Below are 18,520 nucleotides of genomic sequence, written 5' to 3'. Positions count from 1 at the left end.
TTACTCTGTTGCGGTAATGTTGTGATGATTGCGTTTATTTAGTCTTTTGTTGGTGATGTGTTAACGTTAACTGGACTGACCAGATAAGGGTAATCATTATGACCTGGAACAAATTGGAAGTGACAGAAGAGCAGGGGATAGTAACCGTCGCGCTAAATCGCCCTGATAAATTAAATGCTCTTGATATGGAAATGTTTATAGAGCTGGATTTGGTGAGTAAGCAGCTGAGAAAACGCAAAGATATCCGTGCTGTTATTTTAACCGGCAACGGTGGGACATTTAGTAGTGGTTTGGATATCAAAAGTGTAGCGACATCAAAGCAAAAAGTTTTGCGCTTGCTGGCAAAGGCATTGCCTGGTAATGCTAACCTGGCTCAACGGGTATCCCGTAATTGGCGATTGATCCCGGTACCTGTGATAGCGGTGATTGAAGGACGCTGCTATGGCGGCGGGCTGCAAGTTGTGATGGGCGCAGACTTTCGGTTTGTTACACCGGATAGTGAATTATCCATTATGGAAGTGCGCTGGGGGTTGGTTCCCGATATGGCTGGTTTGTTATCGTTAAGGGAGGTTGTGTCGAAGGATGTAGCGATGAGGCTTACCATGACCGGTGAAATTATTTCTGGGAAACAGGCACAAAAAATCGCGTTGGTTACTGAGGTCAGTGATGATCCAATGGCTACTGCACTGGAGTTTTGTCGCCAAATTGAACAAGCTTCACCTGATGCGCTGGCAGCAATTAAACATACGACTAATCGTTGTTGGAGTGGTAGTGAACGTCGGCTTCTTGCCCGAGAGACATTGAGCCAAATTCGTTTGTTATTGGGGCGAAATTTTTTTATTGCCGGTAAACGGCAGCGTTCAAAGACTGATATTGATTATCAGCATCGTCAGTCGTTTTGGTAATAACATTCTGAAAATGGAGGTGTAGATCACCTCTGTTTTTGCTTCTTGATATCATCTATCACTGTTGCAACCGCTTTGGCACCTTATATTGCGCTTCGACATCTTATACTGTGCTTTAACACCTTATACTAAGAGTTATAACTGCCGATTGAGGAAAGGTAATTGCGGCAAAGTGATAAAGATGCGTTGAAAGTGATTGGGTTTATTTGCCTGTTTACTTTCGTAATCCATATTGTAAATGTCTTTTTCCGGGGGCAATTGAATGACTTTGGCTTGTTACCACGTCACTTCACCCATTTTGTTGGAATAGTTGCCTATCCGTTTTTGCATGGTTCATGGGGACATTTAATCAGCAACCTTATTTCTTTTATCGTTCTTGGGTATTTAGTTTCTCGCTCTGGTCTGGCGCGCTTCATGTCGGTGTTTCTGATTAGCTGGTTTGGAAGTGGGGTTGGTGTGTGGGTGTTTGGACGCTTGCATTATCATATTGGACTGAGCGGAATAATTTATGGTTTGTGGGCATATTTGTTGGTGTATGCCATTATGTATCGCAGCGTTAAGTCGATAGCCATTGCCATGATAGTTATGTTTTTTTACGGTTCGATGATCTGGGGCTTTATTCCCGCACATAGCTGGGTGAGCTATGAAAGTCATTTTTTCGGCGCATTGGCTGGTATTTTGGCTGGATTCTCTTTTGCTAAAAGAGATAAAAGGCGAGAGTTATACCAATCAGGATAAGTTAAGTGTTCAGATTATTGCGCAGGGATACACTCTAGGCTGTGTCCCTCAATCGATACAAGACTTTATCAAACTTTACTCTGCCTTCTAAATAGCGCTTGGTATTGCATTTATCTGAAATCACAACTTTTATATGACGACGTCTGAGTTCCTTTCGGAATGACAGTGATATATAACCTTTATCCGCAAGCAGTGCTTTGGGAGTGCGTTTGATAAAACCATTTCTCCGCTGTACTGAAATTTGTCTAAGTAGTTGACGGGCAGGCTGAATTTTACTGTCTTGTCCGGCACTGATTTGCACGGCTAAAGGGATACCACTCAAGTCTGTTGCCAAATGGATTTTGGTGCCAAAACCGCCTCGTGAGCGACCAAGCGCATGAGTCTCAGATCGAACTGAACCGTTTTTTTGGCTCCCGCGGCAGTCTTATGGGCGCGGGAGCTTTTGGTTTGAAGTTTGGTGTGCTCTGTTGGTTTTGAGAGGTACACCTTATTGCAGGCGTTAGGCAGTAAGTATGTATTCTGTCTTGAACAAGATGCATATTGCATCTTGTTCTGAAACATCACATGTTCGCTTATACGTCATATCCTTTCTATAGTTGTTCTAACGGGATACAGACGCTAAGGGAAACAAGAATAGAACGCCTTTCATCTTCCGCCGTTAGGCGCTCGTAAGGTCTGTATTATTCAGGCGGGAGGAGGTGAAAATCATGCCTAAGTTTATTGATACCCATCCCATGGAACCATTCACCGCGGATGAATTGAAGAAGTTACAAAATGCGGCCCCGGATGAATTCGGGGTGACTCATCACGACATCTTGTTCAGTGAGAAAGACAACAAGATATATTGTGTTTTGGATGCCCCGAATGCAGAAGCGATCCATAAGCATCATGAGAAGGCTGGGATCAAATGTGATTGGGTCTGTGAAGTACAGTCAACACGCGAATAAAGTGGATTTGATATAGGGAGGCGAAAGCCTCTCTAGTTTTCACAAATCAATCATCGTTTTCAGGAAGCTGGTGGCTAGGATTAAATTACATGAATTTGGCAGCCATAACAAAGGTATCAGGGTGACGCGTTACACTCGGCGTTTTGGTATGGAGTTCAGCGGATTTGGTAAGTTCAACGTGGCGCACCTTATCCCTGACGTTATATGCTTTGACTAAATCATAGAAATAGTGACTCATAAGTGAAAGAATTCATGGTGAATGTCCAGTTTGTGGATCTGATGATTCGTAAGGGGTATCGCTGTCTTGTCGCATCGTGTTGTATTGTCTACAATGTCACACCTTAATTTACTTCAGGTAATAAAAATGAGCGACACTAACTCAAAACCAACTTTGCCAGATCATTTATCGGGTAATCCTCGCAGTCCACATTTTGTAGCAGAGTGTTTTGAACACCACATTGGTATTCGTCTTAATGGCAAAGAGCGTACTGATGTCGAGGAATATTGTATTAGTGAAAGATGGGTAAAAATCCCTTCACCTAAAGCAAAAGACCGCTATGGTAATCCAATGCTGATCACACTAAAAGGTGAAGTAGAAGCATTCTACAAATAGTTGGTTTCTTGCTGGCTATATCAATACATAGGGCTGTGTTTGCTCTATGTATTGTGTTCTAATCCTTTTCATAAATATCCTCTATGGCTCTTGAAAAGCGCATATAACAAGGCCATCAAGTGTGACGCATTAGACTCGGCAGTTTTGGTTGAGTCTATCTTAATTATCACGTATCTCACAGAGTTATTAAGTAATGTTATATTGACTTTAGTTGGCTTGTTTCGTGCCCATACTTGTACCTAAGGTTAGGCAGTCCAGAGCACTGACTATATTTTGAGTTGGCGCTTGGCCTGAGTTAGCAGAGCTTGGGCCTGATGGTAAACCAATAGCAACCTGATCATCACGAAGAGGCTTGAACATTGTACCGTTGGCCAGTTCAAAGCCTTCAATCAGCATCTTAGCTGAAGCAACCATCATATCGACAGAACCTTCAGGTGCTGCACCCGGCATATAAGGGTTAGCTAGCCCTCCATTGTTGTATAGCTGGACGTGTAATAGATCGAGCGTCCCTCTGAGCTCGTCGATCATTGGGATATAGGCCCCCCAGATACCTGAGTAGGCAATCATCCCACCCTGTACATAAGGATGTTCTGGAGCCATCGTCAGGTACATGTTACCGCCTGTGTTAGCTTCAATCTGTTTCAGAGCCCGAGGGAGCCGAGCCTGAATTTGGGTACCATGAAGCAGGTTAGAACCGCTTTCTAGGTCAACATCCAGCCCGTCAAATCCCCATTCCCGAATGATACCGGTCAGACTCTTGATGAAGTTTGTTTCGTCAGCATCGGTATTAAGGGTAATGGTTCCTTCTGCCCCTCCTAGAGACAGCACGATGATCTTGCCTTGTGCTTGTAGATCGCGAACATCTTGCTTGAACTGTTCCGGATTCAGTGCTGGACAAGTGCTATGGATGTCACCAGCGTACAGGTTGAAGTGAACGGTTCCATCGCTGTTGCGGTCGTTATCTGCAAAAGCGATGTCAATAACATCCCAGGCTGGAGAAATATCACGTATTCGTATAGGGCAACCTGCACCATTGACAAAGTTGTGCCAGTAACCAATTAGTTTGTGCTTGGTTACTGACTGCTCGATAACTTTGACAGATGAAGCAGAGGATAGGGCGGTGTTGCCTTGCGTATCAGTTGCTATTGCAGTGACGGTGTAACTGCCGGCAGAGCCTGCCGTCCAGTTCGTGCTGTATGGTGCGGTGGAGTCACTGGCGACTATATTGCCGTTTACCAAGAAGTCGAGTTTTTGGATGGCACTGTTAACGGATGATGCTGATGCTGATAGGGTAAACGCTTTACCTAGACTAACGGTTGTGCCACTCGCTGGTGAGGTCAGGCTGGTTACCAGTGCCTGGTCGCTGATGCTTACCAGGATTGATGATTCAGCGGCGTTGCCTTCGCTATCCGTTGCGATTGCTTTTAACGACACATCACCGACACCGGTAGCCACCCAGTTAGCCGAGTATGGTGCGCTGAGATCTGTGCCGAGGTCAGTGTTGCCTGCAAAGAACTGAACTTGATTAATACTGCCGTCGCTGTCGGTTGCATTAGCTTCGACAGTAATATTGCTGCCAGCAAGAATGATACTATTGTCGGCTGGTGAAGTGATGTTGACTTCAGGGACAATGGCGCATACACCTAGGTCGCTCCAGGCATCGGTCCAATGCAGCCCTTTACCTGGCTCGTAAGCCCATGACGCATTAGATGAGCACCAGCCGGCAATATTACAGCGATATTTGCTATTCAGGTTTTGAATTATATCTCCGTTTTGATATGCCTGGCCGAGCTTATAGGTCGGTACTCCAGCGCAGCCTCCGCTGTTTGCTTGTCCTGCTACAGCTACCGTCACCGTTTCACTGATAGTCGAGGCTTCCTGGTTATCGATGGCTTTTGCCATGAAATTACGAGGCCCTTCCTGAGCATTCCAGTTCAACTCAAAAGGTGCACTGGTATCTGAGCCAATTAACTGATCATCAAGATAGAAATCAACTTGCATGATGGTGCCATCGGCGTCCAGGGCATTTGCGGCAATCATTATGGTTTCATCGGTCTTAATTTGTGATTCCGGTGTAGGGTGAGCGATATTCACTGCTGGAGGCTGGTTATTAGATGCGCTGACTACGGAAATATCAACAGAATCAAGGCTTTTTTTACCTTCGTTATCTGTAACACGCACGTTAATACGGTGGTTGCCGGCTACAGCTTTCCAGTTAAGGCTGTAAGGTGCTGTTGTGATAGTGCCCAGGGATCGTTGGCCAAGCAGGAATTCAACATTTTCTATTGTGCCATTGCGATCGCTGGCTTTGGCAGTTAAAACAATAACGCTGTTTTCGGTAAATTTCGTATTGTTTAGGGGGGAGATGAGAGTCACGCTAGGTGTTTGGTTACCGGAAGTGCAGGTACCAAGCTCTTTCCATTCTTGCCAAGGACCTGAATGAGCTGCCGGGTCGTTACCTATATTCCACCAGTTAGATTGGTATGTAATATTCTTATGTTGTATTGAAGTACCACAGGTATAGATACTGTCATGCTGCCATTGTTCAATTTGAGAGCAGTCTACAGTATGGGCTTGCCCAACAGCACTGAAGCTTAGCATTAGCGCGAAGGTTATTAATGATTTTTGCATAAAATATCCTTATTAAAACATCATTAGATCATTAAGTTTAATGTGGTTTGTTTCGTTATTGTTCCCTTTATTTCAAATGTTTACTTCAAGTTAAACGTGATAATTTTATTCCCTTTAAGAGTGCGTTAGTGGGATTTCGAGATTATTGTTTTATCCTCTGAGCGGCTATCACAGGAAAGCGAAATGCGTACGAAATATTAGTTGGTAATTTGCGAGTTAAACGAAGATTTTAAAGGGAAGGAAATTGGTGAACTGACTGTTAATTATGCATTTTATTAGTCTATGTTTAATGGGTAGAACTGAATGTTTAAACGAATATAGGGAAAGGTTCATAGACTTTGGCGAGCTGTGGGAAAGGACAATCAGGGAGATACCCTTATAGATAAAGTAAGTGAACACAAAAGTAAGTATGCGGATGAACTCCTTCATTTAGCGCAACTTGATAATGCAGGCTCAAAATTGCTTGTGGTGCAGACAGTTATCCTCGTGGCATTGGGCGTAGCGATGTTGCTAAAGAGCGAGAGCCTTTTTACTCCGGCTTTGCCTATAGAATGGATTAGGCTGGTGGCACTGTTGCTGGCGGTATTTTCGTTTGTTTGTGGTTGGGGGCATACTTTACTTGCATTGAAGATCGAATTACGCGAGTTTCAAAATAACCAAGCTAGCTCAAATGTTATGTCCGAAAATCCTGTTGGTATCAAGCGCAATTCGACGGCTGAAGAGATTGACGCGATTGCAAAGCTTTCGGAAGTGATTAGTGAGAAAAAGAGGAATCTCAGGCTTGCTTACGAAGAACTGACGATGGGCGCTTGGTTTATGGGAATCACAGTAGCAGTATCGATAGGAATGAAGTTATTGGGTTAACTGGATTGTTTAGAAAGTGAGCTAGGTGAATATGAAAAAGATGGTGACCAGCATTCACTCAGAAGACGTGCATTTGAATGGGGGTATAAATGCGTAATTCTATTTTCTGGCCACCATCAAAGAGGATTCTTTTGTTCCTGTTTATTATTGCTGTAAAATAGGAAGTTAAAAACAGAACAAATTAATTATAAAGGTTCCTCTTTTATGAGCAGTCAAAGGTTGAAAATTCAGTTTCAACGACTCTATAACCATTTTTCCGGTGAAGATTGCGAAACAAATTTGCAGGATATTGCAGAAGTGCTTTTTTGCACCCGACGCAATGTGCGTATGGTCATTAATAAAATGGTTGATAAGGGCTGGATTGACTGGCAACCAGCCGTCGGGAGAGGAAAACTGTCAAAGCTGGTTTTCCATAGTTCTGATAGTGAATTGCAGTATATGCATGCCAAAAAGCTGGTGGCCGAAGGTAAGTTGGAGCCTGCACTGGATGCCTTGGAAAATAATGCGGACAAGCTTGCTCAGTTGATCCAGGAACAACTTGGGCATACAACCGCTCAAGGTAAGCAGATTGTTCGTTTGCCTTATTATCGTGCGTTTAGCAACCTTAGCCCGCTACGCCCTCTGCGTCGATCTGAGCAGCATTTGGTGAGACAAATTTTTAATGGGTTAACCCGGATTAATGAGGAAAAAGAGGAAGTGGAAGGTGATTTGGCCCATCATTGGGAATCACTTTCACCGCGTCACTGGCGGTTCTACATTCGCCCGGCAGTAAGGTTTCATGATGGTAAGTTGCTTGATTGTGCCGATATTATCGCCACCCTTCAACAGGTAAAGAAGCATCGTTTGTTCAGGCACATTAAGAACGTAGAGTGTCCTTATGCGAACACCATTGATATTCACTTGAGCTGTGATGATTATCGCTTGCCTGAGTTGTTGACTAACCTGCAGGCGGTGATTCAGCCTGCAGATACAGATTTCGCTAAAGATAATGAGTTATTTCCTATAGGCACCGGCCCGTATAGGGTGATTCAGAACGATAAGCAGCGTTTTAAGCTTGAAGCTTTCGACCAGTATTTTGGCTTCCGGGCGTTAATCGATATTGTTGACATTTGGATGCTATCGGAAGTCGCAGCTTGTTATTTGCAGCCTGGATCTGACACCAATCAGTTCAGTGGCCTGAGTGTGTCTACTCGTTTAAAACTGGATGAAGGGTGTAACTACCTGTTATTAAACAGGGTTACCGGATTAAGCAATAATGATGAGTGGCTCAGCTATTTTCAGGGGCGATTAACGGCTTTGAATATTTTGCGCTTGTTGGATAAAGATAAGATCGGGGATTTCCGGCTGACCAATGCGTACGGTATTTTGCCGGGCTGGGCGCATGTTCCGTTCCAGCCTGAAGTGATATCGGCTCCGGCGAAAAGAACGGTAACACTGGCTTTCCCGCGGCAGCATCCTGTTTATCCGCATGTCGCTGAGACCATTCGTACTGTATTGGCAGAAGACGGCGTGAAACTGAAAGTTTTAGAGCTCTCTACAATGGATATTTTATCCGGCAAACATGCGGATAAAATTGATATCTGGCTGGGAGGGATGAGCCTTACCAACTACCGAGATGATGCGATTTTATCCTGGTTTTTCAATTTTGATCATATTGCCAGGGTCATGCCAAAGGATGAGTTTGATGAGTTAGAGCGTGCTGTAATGCGATGGCGAGCAGATCCGGTTAGAGATTCACCTTGCCAGGATATTGGGGCTAAACTGGTTCAAAGTGGGCAAATTATGCCACTATTCCATAATTGGCTGGGTGTTGACGACACCGGTTCGCTTCAGGGTATGCAATCTAATTCGATGGGCTGGTTTGATTTTAAATCGGTCTGGATGAAGCCCGAACACTAAGGTTCTGGCTTTAAACTTCAGGCCCGTAATTATAGAAAAACAGGCTAAACAGCCTGTTTTTTTCGTATGGTATTATTCGTCGCCAATTCCCCAGTTTCTGCTGGCAAACCACTGACCGATTGGACGCCAAACCATATCAAGGATCTTTTTGTACCAAGGGGCTTCTTCTGCATTTTCTGCTGCAAGGATAGGCTGTTCGGTTAAGAGCTTGTCATTTAAATACCATTCGACTTTCCCAACCAGTTGCCCTTTGCTGACAGGTGCCTCTAGTTCATGGTTATAACTGATTCTGTATTCAAGCTCTTTACGTTGGCGGCGCGGAACTGTGATGATGCCGCTATCTGCGACTTCAAGTTTGATGGTTGAAGGGGAGCCATACCAAACTTTGAGAGGGGACAGTTCTTTATCACTGAATTGTGGTGTGATGTCCTGGAAAAAACGGAATCCCCAGGTAAGAAGTTTCTTACTTTCTGTTCGTCTGGCCCCTGCACTTTCTGTACCCATTACGACAGCTATCAGGCGCTGATCATTTTGCTGTGCGGAAGATATCAGGCTGTATCCGGCATCTTGGGTGTAGCCGGTTTTTACGCCATCGACATTGAGCGTGGTATCCCAAAGTAGCGCGTTGCGATTACCCTGCTTTATATCTCTGAATTTGAATGATTTCTCTTTAAATAAAGGGTAAATATCAGGCAGCTCATGAATGAGTGAGCGGGTCAGCAATGCTATGTCATAAGCTGTGGTAACTTGGCCTTCGGAATCCAGCCCATGCGGATTGGCAAAATAGCTATTTTTCATACCGATTCTTTGCGCATGTATATTCATCATCTCGACAAACGCAGATTGATGTCCGGCTACGTGTTCTGCCAGGGCTACGGTTGCATCATTTCCGGACGCAATAATTACTCCATGGTTTAAGTCGGCGACAGTTACTTCATCTCCGACATTGAGGAACATTTTTGAAGAGCCTGGGAATTTTTTCCCCCATGCATTTTCGCTGACAATGACCTTATCGTCGGCAGCAATATGGCCAGCTTTCAGTTCCTGACCGACAACATAACTTGTCATGACTTTTGCGAGGCTTGCCGGTGCTAATTGTTCGTGTTCATTTTCGCTGGCAATAATTTGGCCAGAGTGATAGCTCATCAATATCCAGGCCTTCGCAGCTATTTGAGGGGGACTTGGCATGGGCTCTGCGCGAGCAGGTGTGAGCCAGCTGGTGGTACATAACAGAATAACTAGGAAGAGGAGCGGTTTCATTGTCTTCAACATCATTATTTTACAACCCTTGATAGCTGTTAAATATCGCTATATTGAGCTTAGTAAAAACATGTGAAGAGAAGGGTAAAATTCATATCAGCCTTATTGGGATAATAAGGCTGATCATAGAAAGAATTTAATATTTTATGGCTGTTGCATTGAATACGGTGTTAATTGCTTCCGGCTAGAGAAGAGTATGACAGGTTAAGGTCGTTCTGCCCTTGCATAAAAGAAACATGAAGCTCTATCAATTGAGCGTTCTCATGTTGCCATCTTGTATCTGGTTGTCGTTGGCAGAACTCAGTCATGGCAACAATCATACGATCCAGTTTTTTCAGGCACCAGCGTTTCATCACCATATCAAGTTCCGGATTACAGGCCATTTCTTGCAGTTTGGCATATGGAAACTGTAAGTAACTGAACGCTTTATCCAGCCCGGATTTGTTTTGATAATAAGTACTAAGGCGATGGCATGCATCTAGCCAATAAGCCAGAGCTTCACTGTGCTCGTTGGTCTCTATTGGCCCAAAAACAGCGTTGGGCGCATTGCTGATCGCATTAACCAAGATGTTGGTATTCCGATGCTCTCGGGGTTGGTACCATCTCTTTATGTTGGTGAGCCATGACTGAAGTTCATTCATGCAACATCTTCCTTGTTATCTTCCCAGTTTGCGACAAAATGGTTGTCGCCGATTTGTTGATAGCCACCGACATCAATCAGGCTGAGTGAGCGAATTTTGTCGGCGCTTACTGAATAGTTTGGCTCAGAATCAACAAGTTGGTGAAATGGAAGATCGGGATCCGGAACTGCAGAAATTAATAACCTTGTGTAAGGGTGGGTTGGATTTCTTAGAATGGCGCGTGTATCTCCCCATTCTACAATGCGACCGCGATACATAACGGCTGTTTCTTCCGCAATGTAATGAGCAGTTGCCAGATCGTGGGTTATGTACAAAAAGCCAATGCCTTTTTTCTCTTTCATTTCCTTCATCAGGTTAAGGATGCCAAGGCGGATAGAGACATCAAGCATTGATGTCGGCTCATCTGCGAGAATGACTTCAGCACCAACGGCAATGGCTCGGGCAAGATTGATACGCTGACGTTGGCCACCACTGAGCTGATGGGGATACTTTGCCAAATCAGATAGAGGCAGTTCAATCAGGTTCATCAGATCTTCAAGTTTTTTCGGGAGTTCTGCTTTGCTTTTAACTTGTTTGTGGATCATCAGTGGTCGCGTCAGGTGATGCTCAATGGTAAGGGTTGGATTAAGGGAGCCGAAGGGGTCCTGAAAGACCATCTGAACTCTGCTGCGATAATCGAGCACTTCTTTGCGAGATGATATATCAGCAATATTCTTGCCCTTGAACAGGATATCGCCGTTAGTTGGTGTGTGAACCTTGGTTATAAGCCTTGCACAGGTACTTTTTCCACAACCGGATTCTCCTACAAGGGCGAGTGTACGACCTTTGCAGAGTTTAAAGCTGATATCGTTTAATGCGCGAAAAATCTCTTTGGAAGCGAATCCGCCACCAGCTGAAAACTCTTTGGTTACATTTTTTACTTCAATGATTGGCTGGCTCATGCTGTGATGTCCTCTGTCACTTTAATGTGCTCTGATTCTTCGTGAATATTCGGGAAAGAGGCCCAAAGTTGTTGCGTATACGGATGCTGCGGGTTGTTTCTTATTTCTCGGGCACTATTTATTTCAACTATCTGTCCGTGACGCATTACCGCAATGCGATCGCAAAGCTGACTCATTAAGGCGAGATCATGGGTGATAAAGAGAACGGAAAAATCAAACTCTTTTCGTAGCTGGTAGATTTGCTGAAGGATCTCACGCTGAACAACAACATCCAGTGCCGTTGTTGGTTCGTCCATAATGATCAGCTTAGGGTTGAGGCTCAATGCAATAGCGATTACTAGTCTCTGACGCATACCACCACTGAACTGGTGTGGATACTCAGATAAGCGGTCGCGTGGAATATTGACCAGATCCAAGAGTTTTTCTGCTCTGGCATAAGCCTCTTCATTGCTGCAACCAAGGTGGTGCCTCATTACATCGGCAAATTGCTCTTTGAGGGGGAGTACCGGGTTAAGTGAGTTCATGGCGCTCTGGAAGACCATTGCAATTTCTTTCCAACGAATAACCCCCATCTCTTTATCACTGAGCTTGAGAAGATCTGTGTTGTTGAAATGAACCTCACCGTGGGTAATTAGTGCAGGCGGCTTATGTAGCCGGTTAATTGCAAAAGCTATCGTACTCTTGCCGCAGCCTGATTCTCCTGCGAGACCGAAAATTTCACTTTTACCGATATCGAAGCTGACTTTTTTGACTGCGCGAAAGTCACCGTTGTTTGTGATATAGGTGACCTCAAGCTCTCTCACTTTTACCAATGGATCGGGGTGAAATGCCTGTTCCATGGTTCTCTCCCTAAAACAAGATAATAGCGTTAATGCGCATTGCAAATTATTATCATTCGCGCTCAAGGTAAAGCAAAGAGATGCAGTAGGTGATGAACTCGACAAAAATTTATTAATCGTTTCATTATTTGCGAACTCGATCTGCCGAAATCTTGAAAAAACAGTTTCCTGTTAAGGGTGTGTTGTATTTTTGTTTGTCTTGTTGCTAGTCTTCACGTTAACAATTGTTTACCGTGTTTAGATTTGTCCAAAGTATTTATTTCTCAAGGGAGCTGAGAGACAAATGAAAGTAAAGCAGGTTGTATTTACCTTCGCAGCTTTGTTGCTGGCAACGCCGGTACTGGCCGCAACTCCGGGAATGGATTTAACTCAGTCAACCATAGGTTATACGTCGTTACTGATTTTTGGACTGGCTTACTGTCTTGTTATGGGGGAGGAGTATTTACAGCTGCGTAAGTCGAAGCCGGTATTGTTAGCTGCAGGTATTATCTGGTTGATGATCGGCTTTGTTTTTCAGCAGCAGGGCCAAATTGATTTAGCGAAAAATGCCCTTGAACATAACTTGCTGGAGTATGCAGAGTTACTGTTGTTCTTGTTAGTGGCGATGACTTATATCAATGCAATGGAAGAGCGCCGACTGTTTGATTCCCTTCAGTCTTGGATGGTGAGTAAGGGGTTTAATTTCAGAACGCTATTCTGGCTAACTGGTATCCTTTCATTTTTTATCTCTCCCATTGCCGATAATTTGACGACTGCGCTTTTGATGTGTGCTGTGGTGATGAAAGTTGGCGGGGACAATAAACGTTTTATTAATCTGGCTTGTATTAATATTGTGGTTGCCGCTAATGCTGGTGGAGCCTTTAGCCCTTTTGGTGATATTACAACCTTGATGGTCTGGCAGGCTGGATTAGTTTCATTCATTCAATTTACGGATCTGTTTGTACCTTCATTAATTAATTACCTGATACCTGCATTCATTATGTCGTTGTTTGTACCCAAAACTCAGCCTGATACGGTAGGGGAATACATTGAGCTTAAACGCGGTGCTCGCAGAATAGTCGCATTGTTTATTCTAACGATTATGACTGCTGTTGCCTTCCACGCCTGGGTTCATTTTCCTCCGGTTATCGGGATGATGATGGGACTGGCCTATTTGCAGTTCTTTGGTTTCTTTCTGGTTAAAACATTACCGAAATCGCTGGCCAAGAAAAGGGCGAGAGCAATGGCTCAGAAAGATGAAGTCGCATTGAGTCGATTGGGATCTGTCGTGCCGTTTGATGTCTTCAAACGAGTTTCTCATGCGGAGTGGGACACATTACTTTTTTTCTATGGCGTTGTGATGTGTGTGGGTGGCCTGAGCTTGTTAGGGTACCTGGGGGTAGTTTCAGATATTATGTATAGCCAGTGGGATCCGGTGTGGGCAAATATAATGGTGGGTGTGCTATCAGCAATAGTCGACAATATTCCGGTAATGTTTGCGGTCTTAACGATGCAGCCAGATTTGAGTTTGGGGAACTGGTTGCTTGTGACGTTGACGGCTGGAGTCGGTGGTAGCTTGTTGTCGATAGGATCGGCTGCTGGTGTTGCGTTGATGGGAGCAGCTCATGGGAAATATACATTTTTTGGTCATTTGAAATGGTTGCCTGTAATTGCACTCGGTTATGTGGCAAGCATCATATGTCACTTGTTACTTAACGGTCATTTGTTCTAACCGTGGCTTTCTGCTTGGTTCTGTGGGCTTAGTGAAACTTAAGTAGATAGATTGCTCTGTTAATTTGTACCTATTGAACGTTCATTTGTACAATTTTAGGAAAGGATGAACAAAAAGGGGTAGCAAATGCAAAAAAGAATATGGATTTTTTTTAGCATTATAGTGCTAAGCCCAATGCATCAGGTTATAGCTATAGATGCTGAAACATTTTTTAGATCGCCTTCGGTTAAGCTGGCTATTGTAAAGAGCACGGGTAATATCAAAGTCTCAAGTAAAGACCAGTTTGATAAAGTACCTTTCAGTTCATCAAGCTTGGTTACACCTGTGTTGACGCTTATTCAGCCACCAGCCTATTTTTTAGATGAAACACGGTGGGGATATCATACGGAGATCAGCACGACTTATTTTTTGCTGGATTATGACGAAGATGATTTGCGTTATCGCGATGGTGATTTTGAAGGGTACTCCTTGTCTGTAACTCCTGTACTGTTTTATCAGTGGGGGGATAAAGAGCTGTGCAGTCACTGTAAAAGTTGGCGAATAGAGCTGGGAGCTGGAGTCAATTATTTGAATTCAGAAGGTGATTTGACAGCTGAAAATGGTGAAAAACTGAGATTTGGTAATACTGGGTTTGGCTTTAATTCTCATCTTGGGGTTGTCGTGAATTTCAAAAAGTGGGAGTTGGGATTACGGATGGTTGTTCCAACAAGAGTTGATGATCAAAATGTCAAAGTCAGGCATGCTTTATCATCAATCGGCTTAGGATATCGGTTTTAGTCTGGCCTTATAAACGCCAGAATAACTCCAGCGATCCAATTGAATTGGTCGAGTGTTGGTCTTCTTTATATTCGCGGCTGCTGGTGGCAAAGCTGAGGCTAACTCCCCAGCGAGCTTGATAGAAGACGCCTCCAAGGACAGCCGTTGCCTGTATATGTTCTATACGGTTATCTGGTACTTCATCAGGACGATCGCCTTCAACCGTAATATCGTTAAAACGGTAGCGGCCTTCTATACCTGCAAAGAGGAAATAGCCTTTGGGGCTGGCAGATAGCACACTGATATCGACAAAACGGCCAGGAGAAAAGCCGGTTGTACCGAAATTAGTCTCGAGTCTGTTCCCCCATCGTGCAATTGAGCCGAAGGCAAGTTCACTTTGAAAATTACCTGCGTTAATGCGTCCCACGGTACTGAGATCATATTGCTCGAATCCAACAGCATCATTACGACTGAGAAGTCGGTGCCTTTGATACCCAAGATTGAAAACTACTTGATTTTCAATTTGATAATCCCATCCTATGGGTTCGTCTGAACCGATTATGCCATGGATGAATTTTTGTCCGTCTTCTGCAAAAGAGTTCGGGCCGACAACGCCGATCATTGCTGTGTATTTATCAACAAGTTTCGGAGAATACTGGTAGATCCCTGACTCAAGAAAAAGCAACCCGGCGTAGGGTCTTTCGTTTTCAATCGGTAATGGTTGCTCTATGTCTTCTGGTGTCCACATCTGTTGCCCGAGGCGGACATTCCAGCCTTTGAACGTTGCTTTATCCAGAGGCAGCAAAGATGCGATATAGCGGACAGAGCTAGGGGCGATGACCTCCAACTTAGTCGTTGACGAGGAGTTATACTCCAGAAAAATACCATTGGTGTAATTTTGGTCAGTTCCAACGATGCCGTCATTATCGATCGAAAAAGAAATACTTCCTGAGTGATAAGCTTGTGCTGTCGGTGATAGCAGGATGGTAAGGGTGATAATACCAGCTGAAATATGCTTCATTTACAGTCCCTTGCAACAACGTCAGGATGGTTATTGATTTATCTTACCTAATGGGTATTAATGATCGCTAGTTATAATATTGTACTAAGTGCATTGAAGTGGACCTAGTGTGATGTGGATATGGAAAGTGGAAGGAATTTATTATGTCTTCAGCGTTACTGCCTTGCTCGTTGGTTTCGGTTCAGTGGCTGGCTGAGTATCTAAATACTCCGGATGTCGTGGTTTTGGATGCTAGCTGGTTTTTACCGGGATCTGATCGCAATCCGCAACAAGAATGGCGGGAGAAACGTATTCCCGGTGCGCGTTATTTCGATTTTGATAACAAAATTGCGGCCCCGGATACTGAATTGCCCCATATGCTTCCTTCCGCTGAATTGTTTTCTCATGCTGTATCAGAGTTAGGGATCAAGCAGCATGACACAATTGTGGTTTATGATTCACAAGGGATGTTTTCAGCTCCGCGGGTTTGGTGGATGTTTCGGGCTATGGGGCATGATTCGGTTGCTGTACTTGATGGCGGTTTACCTGCTTGGGAGAAAGCGGAGTTAGGCTTTGAGAGCGGCACTGCAGAACAGCCTGATATGACAGATTATCAGGCGACTTATCAATCTCAATGGGTAATTGATGCTGATGAACTTAATTTACGTTTAGCTGCGCAGGATACCGTTGTGCTTGATGCCCGTTCCGCCTCCCGTTTTTATGGAACTCAGCCAGAGCCAAGGCAAGGGGTAAGAAGTGGTCATATGCCTAATGCGAAAAGTTTGCCTTTTTCACAATTAATTCAGGATGGCTATTTTCTTGATGTTGAACAGCTTTCCAAGCGGTTTGATGCCTTAACAGAGCCCGATCAGAAATTGATTTTCAGCTGTGGCTCTGGGGTGACGGCTTGTATTCTCGCTCTGGCTGCTGAACTTACGGGTAGGAGTCAATTAACGGTATATGATGGTTCTTGGAGCGAGTGGGGGCGCAAGCTAAAGTATCCGGTTGTACGTTAATACTGATATGAATAACAGAAAGGCCAGCATTTGCTGGCCTTTCTGTATATTGTTTAGATTTGACTATTTAATAGAGAGGTAACCGCGTTGTTCAATAATGCTTTGCCCTTCAGGCGAGATAACAAAATCGATAAATGCTTTTGATCAGCCGCATCATTTTTGACGGCAGCGATACCCGCTGATGACCCTACCCCTTGAACGGCAATGAAGGCTTCTTTATTCATATTTGAATATGTTTCAGCAAGCAGTTCAACAACATGACTGATGTGGAACCTGAAACCGTTATGGTTTCCTTTGCATGAACACTGAATGCAAGGCCGGCGAGCAACGCACATACGATAGTGGCCCCGGTTAACATTATCTTTCTCCAAAATAAACCAGAAATAGTCGCTGATTATACTTGTGGGGGTATTATTTCATTTGTGTGAAAGTCATAGTTAATAACACCACGCTGAATAATAACCCGGTGGGCTGGGTTGTTATTCGCTCTGGTGTGAATTGTTGGCTAATTTATCTGTAACTAGCTCTTTCTTTATGACTGTACATTTCCTGATCAGCCATGGCCAGAATAGAGTCTGGCTCACTAAGATTGCCAGGGTAGTAAGGGGCAAGGCCAATGCTGATGCCTATATTAAATTCTTCACGGGCCTCATGGGTAGTGTCGTAAAGCATCTCTACCCATTCTTGGCTTGTTCGCTCTTCTCCGTTAGGAAGTAAGACAACAAACTCATCACCACCGATTCGATAAGTTTGGCTGCCAGTTGGTGCTGCCCGAAGTAGAGTCGTCGCAATATCAATGAGGAGCTTATCACCGAATCGGTGGCCATGATTGTCATTTACTTGCTTGAAGTTGTCGAGATCGATGTAGGCCAGCATACCTTTTTGTTGCTCGATTGCCATTTGGTCGAAGCGGCAAAATAGAGCTCGCCTGTTTTGTAGGCCTGTCAGATCGTCATGTAGCGCTTGTCGGCTCAGCTTTTGTTCCAGATTTCGAGCTTTGGAGATTTGAATGTTGAGGTCGTCGATAAGTTGGCGGTATTGGTGAAGTATCTTAATAAAACAGAAACAAACCATAAATACGCCAACATGCATGAAAATATCTTCGGTATTATCTAGATACCAATGGTTATTCAACTCGGGGATATCGTCGAGTAAATCAGTTGTGATACCTATACCGTAGCTACCCAGTGATAGGAGTAACAACCCCCGCATACCTGTACCAAAATCCTCTCGAACTAACTGAATACTCAGCACTAAGGTCAAAATTGAAATGACTGTTTTAAGGTTTCCGTTTGACGGGATAAAGCTTAAAAGGAGTACTGCGATACAGACTAAAACAATTAGTTTTGGCGGAAGTTGGGAGATACGATTCATAGACCCTGAAAACAGCTAAAAATTAGGGGGATTATTTGTCTGACATAATCTCAAAGAGTATTCATCCAAACAAGTGATTTACTTTATTCTGGCGCGAAATTTTACCTCGATCTTTCTAAAGGAAAATTGATATTTTCGTGTGGGGTGATTTTGACCCGAGATTTTAACATTTTATACAAAAGAAATATGATCTTCCTGCAAGGAGTCATGAGAAATATGGGGGGTAAATAACCGTTATTACGCTTAAGCTCAACTTCTAGTGTGAGCTGTTTCAATTATTGCGAAATTTGTTGGCTAGAGGCCGTTCTGGGGTTTCTGTATTTAACTATCAAGATATAAATAATTTACTTATAGATTGCTGCTTTTCGAAGCATATTTATAGGTA

Annotated in this window: 16 protein-coding genes and 2 pseudogenes; 9 read left to right on the top strand and 9 right to left on the bottom strand. The window is 43.9% G+C overall.

Translation table 11 applies throughout. From position 1 onward, the window contains the following. Window positions 1-98: 98 nt before the first annotated feature. Together Q0852_RS02260 and Q0852_RS02255 are read left to right on the top strand one after the other, a co-directional pair. Window positions 99-905 carry a crotonase/enoyl-CoA hydratase family protein gene (locus tag Q0852_RS02260; RefSeq protein WP_299013367.1) on the top strand — a complete coding sequence of 269 codons (807 nt, stop codon included), beginning with the start codon at window positions 99-101 and terminating at the stop codon, window positions 903-905. 162 nt (window positions 906-1,067) lie between these two features. Next, window positions 1,068-1,643, top strand: coding sequence for a rhomboid family intramembrane serine protease (locus tag Q0852_RS02255; protein WP_299013365.1), 576 nt, complete (start codon window positions 1,068-1,070; stop codon window positions 1,641-1,643). Window positions 1,644-1,677: 34 nt separating this feature from the next. On the opposite strand, the pseudogene Q0852_RS02250 reads toward Q0852_RS02255, so the two are convergent. Next, window positions 1,678-1,989, bottom strand: a pseudogene (locus Q0852_RS02250) (transposase); the annotation flags it as partial. Between the two features lie 361 nt (window positions 1,990-2,350). On the opposite strand from Q0852_RS02250, the gene Q0852_RS02245 reads away from it, so the two are divergent. Next, a complete protein-coding gene (locus tag Q0852_RS02245) occupies window positions 2,351-2,590 on the top strand; it encodes a nickel-binding protein (protein WP_075762109.1) in 240 nt (79 codons plus the stop codon). A 358-nt stretch (window positions 2,591-2,948) separates the two neighbouring features. Next, on the top strand, window positions 2,949-3,203 hold the full coding sequence (locus Q0852_RS02240) for a DUF3297 family protein (RefSeq protein WP_299013442.1): 255 nt from the start codon (window positions 2,949-2,951) through the stop codon (window positions 3,201-3,203). A gap of 234 nt (window positions 3,204-3,437) precedes the next feature. On the opposite strand, the pseudogene Q0852_RS02235 reads toward Q0852_RS02240, so the two are convergent. After that, window positions 3,438-5,834 (bottom strand): annotated as a pseudogene (locus Q0852_RS02235) (Ig-like domain-containing protein); the annotation flags it as partial. Window positions 5,835-6,182: 348 nt separating this feature from the next. Here Q0852_RS02235 and Q0852_RS02230 point away from each other — a divergent pair. Both Q0852_RS02230 and sgrR read left to right on the top strand, forming a co-directional pair. Then, window positions 6,183-6,698 carry a hypothetical protein gene (locus tag Q0852_RS02230; protein ID WP_299013362.1) on the top strand — a complete coding sequence of 172 codons (516 nt, stop codon included), beginning with the start codon at window positions 6,183-6,185 and terminating at the stop codon, window positions 6,696-6,698. A 204-nt stretch (window positions 6,699-6,902) separates the two neighbouring features. After that, window positions 6,903-8,597, top strand: a complete 1,695-nt coding sequence (gene sgrR, locus Q0852_RS02225; protein ID WP_299013360.1) for an HTH-type transcriptional regulator SgrR — start codon at window positions 6,903-6,905, stop codon at window positions 8,595-8,597. Window positions 8,598-8,669: 72 nt separating this feature from the next. Here sgrR and Q0852_RS02220 read toward each other — a convergent pair whose 3' ends face one another. The 4 genes from Q0852_RS02220 to Q0852_RS02205 form a co-directional block, all read right to left on the bottom strand. Continuing rightward, window positions 8,670-9,857, bottom strand: coding sequence for a serine hydrolase (locus tag Q0852_RS02220; protein WP_299013440.1), 1,188 nt, complete (start codon window positions 9,855-9,857; stop codon window positions 8,670-8,672). Between the two features lie 170 nt (window positions 9,858-10,027). Beyond that, a complete protein-coding gene (locus Q0852_RS02215; protein WP_299013358.1) occupies window positions 10,028-10,498 on the bottom strand; it encodes a hypothetical protein in 471 nt (156 codons plus the stop codon). Then, window positions 10,495-11,439 carry an ABC transporter ATP-binding protein gene (locus Q0852_RS02210; protein ID WP_299013357.1) on the bottom strand — a complete coding sequence of 315 codons (945 nt, stop codon included), beginning with the start codon at window positions 11,437-11,439 and terminating at the stop codon, window positions 10,495-10,497. Before Q0852_RS02210 ends, Q0852_RS02215 begins: the two co-directional genes overlap by 4 nt. Beyond that, on the bottom strand, window positions 11,436-12,278 hold the full coding sequence (locus tag Q0852_RS02205; protein WP_299013356.1) for an ABC transporter ATP-binding protein: 843 nt from the start codon (window positions 12,276-12,278) through the stop codon (window positions 11,436-11,438). The genes Q0852_RS02210 and Q0852_RS02205 overlap by 4 nt, the downstream gene beginning before the upstream one ends. 283 nt (window positions 12,279-12,561) lie before the next feature. On the opposite strand from Q0852_RS02205, the gene nhaD reads away from it, so the two are divergent. Beyond that, window positions 12,562-13,989 (top strand): sodium:proton antiporter NhaD, encoded by a 1,428-nt coding sequence (nhaD, locus tag Q0852_RS02200; protein WP_299013355.1) that lies wholly within the window; start codon window positions 12,562-12,564, stop codon window positions 13,987-13,989. Between the two features lie 126 nt (window positions 13,990-14,115). Further along, entirely contained in the window at window positions 14,116-14,766 is a 651-nt protein-coding gene (locus Q0852_RS02195) for a hypothetical protein (protein WP_299013354.1), read from the top strand. A 7-nt stretch (window positions 14,767-14,773) separates the two neighbouring features. Here the strand turns inward: Q0852_RS02195 and Q0852_RS02190 are convergent, their stop codons facing one another. After that, window positions 14,774-15,766 carry a lipid A deacylase LpxR family protein gene (locus Q0852_RS02190; protein ID WP_299013353.1) on the bottom strand — a complete coding sequence of 331 codons (993 nt, stop codon included), beginning with the start codon at window positions 15,764-15,766 and terminating at the stop codon, window positions 14,774-14,776. A 143-nt stretch (window positions 15,767-15,909) separates the two neighbouring features. On the opposite strand from Q0852_RS02190, the gene Q0852_RS02185 reads away from it, so the two are divergent. After that, window positions 15,910-16,761: a sulfurtransferase gene (locus Q0852_RS02185; RefSeq protein WP_299013352.1), complete on the top strand. Its 852-nt coding sequence runs from the start codon at window positions 15,910-15,912 to the stop codon at window positions 16,759-16,761. 53 nt (window positions 16,762-16,814) lie between these two features. Here Q0852_RS02185 and Q0852_RS02180 read toward each other — a convergent pair whose 3' ends face one another. After that, complete coding sequence (locus tag Q0852_RS02180) at window positions 16,815-16,985, bottom strand: hypothetical protein (RefSeq protein WP_299013351.1); 171 nt, start codon at window positions 16,983-16,985, stop codon at window positions 16,815-16,817. Between the two features lie 286 nt (window positions 16,986-17,271). After that, the gene (locus tag Q0852_RS02175; protein WP_299013350.1) at window positions 17,272-18,135 is read right to left on the bottom strand and encodes a GGDEF domain-containing protein; all 864 of its coding nucleotides are present in this window, start codon (window positions 18,133-18,135) and stop codon (window positions 17,272-17,274) included. Window positions 18,136-18,520 lie beyond the last annotated feature (385 nt).

This window comes from uncultured Photobacterium sp. (assembly GCF_947502415.1).
Taxonomy (GTDB): Bacteria; Pseudomonadota; Gammaproteobacteria; order Enterobacterales; family Vibrionaceae; genus Photobacterium.
The sequence above is the reverse complement of the archived record's forward strand: the minus strand, read 5'-3'. Positions and strand labels throughout refer to the sequence as shown.